Raw genomic sequence first — 5,086 nt, 5'->3', positions numbered from 1 at the left:
TTGGCGGCGGTGCCGGTGGTGGAGAGCTGGGTCGAGAGCGCCTGGTTGGCGATCGACTTGGCCTGGTCCACGAGCTTCTGGATCGAGGTGATGCCCTGGTTGGCGGCCTGGATCGACTGGATGCCGTTGGAGATGCCGTCGAGGAGCGTGTTCAGGCTCGAGGAGCGGCCGTCGAGGGCCTGAGAGGTGAAGAAGTTGGTCGGGTTGTCGAGGGCGGAGTTGACCGTCTTGCCGGTGGCGAGGCGGTTCTGCGTGGTCGCCATCAGCTGGGCGGTGTCCTGCAGCGAGAGCAGATTCTGGCGCGTCGCGGCCGACAGGGTGATGGAGGACATGGATCGCTATCTTTCCAACCGGAGCAACCCGATTCTCGGGGATGCCTAAGAATACCGGTTAGGGTTAAGTCCGAATTAACTGCGCGAGTATTTTCGGCGGATCGGTAGCCTTACCGGAAAGTGTACGAGCGACGGGCACAAACTTGGCCCGTCGGCATCGGTCAGGGTTGCGGCGGCTCAGCTGCCAACGGAGATTCGCGCAGGCGCTTCCGCCCATTGCTGCACGGGCCAAACAGTCGATTGAGTCGCCGCGCCACGCGACGCATCCTCAGTCGAGGGCGTAGCCGAGCAAACCTTCGGACGTGTGTCCCTCGCAGTCCGCTGCGGTCGACACGAAATGATCTTGGCCGCCGGCGATGCAGCGGTAGATCGGGTGGCTGCCCGGCCTGTGCGACTCGTAGACGTAGCCGGTCTGGCCGAGGGGCGTCTGGCCCTCGCACCGCGGGTCCCGGCTGAGGAAGTGGTTCTGCCCCGCCGCGCAGCTCATCAGCATCGCGGTCCCAGGGGCCGGAAGCGTCAACGCGGTGCCGACGCTGCGCTCGACCGTGTAGCCCGGCCCGATATAGCCGGTCGTCACCCAGTGGCCGCCGGGCCCGAAGGCGCGCCGCAGGGGAAGGCGGTCGGCGCCGCTGGGCCGCCGCGCCTCGGTGATCCGCCACGTGCCGGGGTAGGGGTCGCCGCCCGAGAAGAACACCGTGACGTCCGGCAGGAACGGCGTCAGCGAGCCGGCTCCGTCGCGCTGGAAGCCGGGGCTGTGGTTCAGGTAGAAACCGGTGACGTCGGAGTTCAGGTAGCCCAAGGGCGTCCAAGTGGCCGGCGCGCCGCTCAGCGCCGCCTTCAGGGGCATCTTGAACAGACCCATCTGGTAGGTTTCCCGGTCCGGATTGCGCCCCGGGTCCTTGCAGGCCACCTGCTGACACACGCGACCCGGCAGCCCGGTGATGACGTAGACCTCGCCCGCCTTGGGGTCGTAGGCGAAATCCGAGTTCGGGTTGATGGTCGAGCCGTCGGTCGCGACGTTGGGGACCCGCGCCGGCGCCCCGAAATGCACGCCGTCGGCCGTGTGCCGGACGTAGAGGTCCCCGAAGCCCCGCACGCCCTGCGGCCCGGTGAGATCCGTCGTGAAGACGAAGACGCCGGACCGGCCGTCCGAGAAGGTCGCGGGCTGGCCGGTGCCGTAATTGCCCTGCGCGACGACCGGGTTGATCGGCTTGATGACCGGTTCCGGGTAGTCGACCCACGTCACCTTGTCGTTCGAGAAGGCGAGGCCCGTCTGGTTGTTGTGTCCGGGCAGGTTGTCGGCTCCCGAGTAATACATCGCGTAGGCGTAGCTCTGTCCGTCCGCCGGGTTGACGAAGCGGCCACGGATCACGCTGGGATCACAGACGTACTGCCGGTTCCAGGAGCCGGGCGTCGGCTGGAACACGATCCGCGCCGGCGAGAAGCCGGTTTGCGGCGTGTAGGAACGGTGGAAGATGACGTCGGTCTTGCCCTGGCCGCACCACCAGATGTCGGTGGTCCCGTTCTCGGTGATGACGCTCGGCGCGTAGTTGTAGCCGGCCGGATTGGCCTCGTTGACGAACAGCGGCTGCGCCTCCGGCCCCATCCAGCCGGCCTCACCCGCCACCGGCGCGGCAAGCACCGCCAGCAGCACCCCGACGAGAGCGCTCCTCGGCGAAACGAAATCCGGTAACACGCTCACACCCATCCCTCGCTCCGGTCCGCTCCTGCACCCGTGACGCCGCGGCGCTCCGGCGGAGGCTGACGACGCGAATGTGGCCGTCTGATATCCGGCGGCTCGGACCGTCGGATCGTGTCCGGACCTTCCACCGGGGCGGGGAGGCCCTTCAACCGCGGGCAGGGTCACGCACCGGTCTTGGGCTCGGCAGCGCGGCGGCAGATCGGCCTCAGGGCGCGGTCGAGCAGCGATTGCCGGCCGAGGATCATCTCGAAGAAATCGTACTCACCCGGCCTGAAATTGGCTTTCAGGAACTGGAAGTGCATGTGGAAAGGCTTGAGGCGCAGACGCTTGTAGTCGTCCTCCGGTATCCTGTCCTTGACTCCTGCGGAGCGGATAAGCGGGTTGCAGGCGAGGAACGCCGGTCGTCCGAATCCGAGATCGAAGATCGGATTGAAACCGTAGCAGTTGAGCCAGTCCTGGGGCGCCTGGTAGTCGCACCAGACGATGCGGTCGCTGAAGACGAGCGTCGCGATGTCTCGGCGCAACGTGTGGGCCTCGTGCTGAAGCGCGACGAAGGGCAACCCCGAGCCCAGCGTGACCAGGGACAGCCGCGGATGCGCTCGATCGTCGGTCCCGAGGCGCGCGAGGACCTGCGCGGCGACCTCGACCGCCATGGCGGCGCCCAGGGAATGGCCCACGATCAGGACCTCGTCGGGCGCGTCCGCGGGGTTCGCACGCCAGTGCGCCATTTCGGCCAGAACACGGTCCCGGAAGACCGCGATCCGGTCCACGTAATCCGGTCGCCGGCCCGTCGCATGCTGCCAGAAGAAGATGCGGATGCTCAGGATGTGCCAGAAGAACAGGCGGCCCAGCGCCTTCTTGGCGCCGTACAGGAGCGCGAGCGCGGCGGCGGCTAGAAACAGCGCCACGCAGACCGTGTCCGCCACCGCCGGCGGGCTGACGGCGGCGAAGATCGCGGTGCCGAGCGCGATCAGCAGCGCCGGGGCGACGAAGGCGACGAAGAACGGGAAGGCGCTCAGCAGGGTGTAGGGCCATCCGAACCGGGACGTCTTGAAGAACAATCCCTGCGTGAGCCCCGCTACGGCGCTCCGGGCCAGCAGCGCGAGCTTGCGCGACGCGGGGCGCGCGAGATCCGAATGGACGATATCGCTCCAGACCAGGGTCTCGCAGCGGACGGCCGCGCCGTCCCCGTCTGCCGGCGCGCCGACCTCCCAGCTCCGGCTCAGACCATCGGGGTCGGTCCGGATCTCCGAGACGGCGCGCGGCATCGCCCCGAACCGGGCCGTGTGACGGTGGAGTTCCCGCTTGAAGAAGGCGGGGAAGCGAATGCCGCTGCGGGCGTCGAACCCGTGGATGAAAAAGACGTGCCGCCGCGCCACCGGCGCCGGATGAAGGTCTCTCAACTTGAAAGGCGTGAATGATAAGTAGCCGCGGACCATGTGATCGAACAAGAACGAGAGCACGAGGCCGATGCGTGGCGGTCGGCGGCGCCGGCAGGGGCGGCTCCATTGCACGATCGCGGAGGGCTCCACAACAGCGCGCGGGTGAAATCGGTTCCGCCGCCGGCCAGCATTCATGATCCGGCCGGCGTCACGGCCTCTGTCACCCGGCAACACCGCCGGCGTCAAAAAGCGGCGTTGTGCGCGAGAATGACTGGACTTGGGAAAACTGAGCCTCCTACGGTGCGGTACGCGGGGGCGGTGTTCAAGATTCGTATGGGCTTTATCGAGGCCGTGAGGGCGCTCCGCAGCAACGCCCTCCGACGTCACAAGATCGGCCACATCCAGGCCGTCTTCGACGCTGCACCGAGTGGTTGCATCGTGCTCGCCGGCGATTCGCACGCGGCTCACTTGCCGCGACCGGTCGTTTCCCGTCCCGTCCTGAATGTCGGTCTCGCGGGTTCGACGGCGGGTTCCTATCGCCGCGCCCTCGACCTGCTGCGCGCGCCCTTGCCGGCCTTCCTCGCGATTCTGATCGTCGGGACCAACGACATCCGCTCGCCGTCGGCGCTCGCGAGATCGGCGACCGAGGACTTCTCCAGCCACGCGGATCGCATGGTCGATCGCTTCCAGGCCTGGACCCTCGACACGCTGGTGTCGGCGCTGCCGCCCACGCCGGTCTCGAAGGCCTCCGAGCGCGACCCCGCAGCGGTCGAGGTGTATTCCGATCTCCTCCGCGACGTGTGCGTGCGCCGGGGCGTCTCGTTCTTCGATCCGTTCGCGTCGCTGCGCGGGGCCAGGTTCGGGCTGGCGGAGGATGAGGCTTTCATCGACGGGACGCATCTGCGCGATTACGCGGCGGTGGCCGCACGCATCACCGGCCACATCCGGGATCGATATGGGCTGGAGCGCTACCTGGAGACTCCGCTCCCGGGTTTCGATGAGGAGTATTACAGGAGCTGGTACGCCGACACGTGCCAGTACCCCCACGGTCTGGCGCGACACTACCTCGATCTCGGCTGGCGCGAGGGCCGTGATCCGAGCGGGCATTTCAGCACCGACGGGTATCTCGACGCGAATCCGGATGTCCGCGCGGCGGGCGTCAACCCGCTGGTCCACTTCCTGGAGGTCGGCTTCGCGCAGGGGCGGACCGGCTGGCAGAAGTCGCGGGCGCATCCGACGCGCTGTCGCGGCATCGACGCGGACATCTGACGGCGGCGCTGCCGGCCCCGCGCACGCCATCGTGACCGGCGCCGCCGCAAAGCTGACGCAGGTCCGTGTACGCATGCGACCATGCGCATCCTCCTCGCGGTCCCTCTCCTCGTCCTCGTCAGTGCCGGAGCTTTGGCCGGAGAGCCGCTCCTCGACGGTCCCGTCGTCGCCGGCGGATTCGGGATGGGAGGGTCGGACTATTACGGCGATGTCCGCAGCCGGATGCCGTTCACCGGGGAGGCTCCGCCGCGGCCGGTCGGGATGGCCGACATCGCACGCGTCCGGGCGGCCCGCGGGCGCGCCGCTACCGCTTCCCGGCGGCAGGCCCCGCATCGACCGGCGCATCGCGGCTGAGTTTCTCCGGGCTCCGCCGATCCGGAGCGACGCGGTCCAGGTGTGGG

4 protein-coding genes are annotated in these 5,086 nt (G+C 68.2%); 1 reads left to right on the top strand and 3 read right to left on the bottom strand.

Translation table 11 applies throughout. The features are described from left to right. From ME121_RS32325 to ME121_RS32315, 3 genes are all read right to left on the bottom strand, one after another. On the bottom strand, positions 1-332 hold a 332-nt coding region (locus ME121_RS32325), incomplete at its 3' end, for a flagellin N-terminal helical domain-containing protein (RefSeq protein ID WP_491892943.1). Positions 333-600: 268 nt separating this feature from the next. After that, the gene (locus tag ME121_RS32320) at positions 601-2,040 is read right to left on the bottom strand and encodes a hypothetical protein (RefSeq protein WP_059410297.1); all 1,440 of its coding nucleotides are present in this window, start codon (positions 2,038-2,040) and stop codon (positions 601-603) included. A 155-nt stretch (positions 2,041-2,195) separates the two neighbouring features. Then, positions 2,196-3,875 (bottom strand): lipase family protein, encoded by a 1,680-nt coding sequence (locus ME121_RS32315; RefSeq protein ID WP_246753214.1) that lies wholly within the window; start codon positions 3,873-3,875, stop codon positions 2,196-2,198. Positions 3,876-3,884: 9 nt separating this feature from the next. On the opposite strand from ME121_RS32315, the gene ME121_RS32310 reads away from it, so the two are divergent. Continuing rightward, on the top strand, positions 3,885-4,685 hold the full coding sequence (locus ME121_RS32310) for an SGNH/GDSL hydrolase family protein (protein WP_246753215.1): 801 nt from the start codon (positions 3,885-3,887) through the stop codon (positions 4,683-4,685). Positions 4,686-5,086 lie beyond the last annotated feature (401 nt).

The sequence above is a fragment of the Methylobacterium sp. ME121 genome (assembly GCF_000974725.1).
Lineage (GTDB): Bacteria > Pseudomonadota > Alphaproteobacteria > Rhizobiales > Beijerinckiaceae > Methylobacterium > Methylobacterium radiotolerans.
This window is presented reverse-complemented; position numbering and strand designations above follow the sequence as displayed.

Excerpts from the sequence above, each read along its gene's own strand:
- ME121_RS32320 (WP_059410297.1), bottom strand. The coding sequence starts at position 2,040 with ATGGGTGTGAGCGTGTTACCGGATTTCGTTTCGCCGAGGAGCGCTCTC.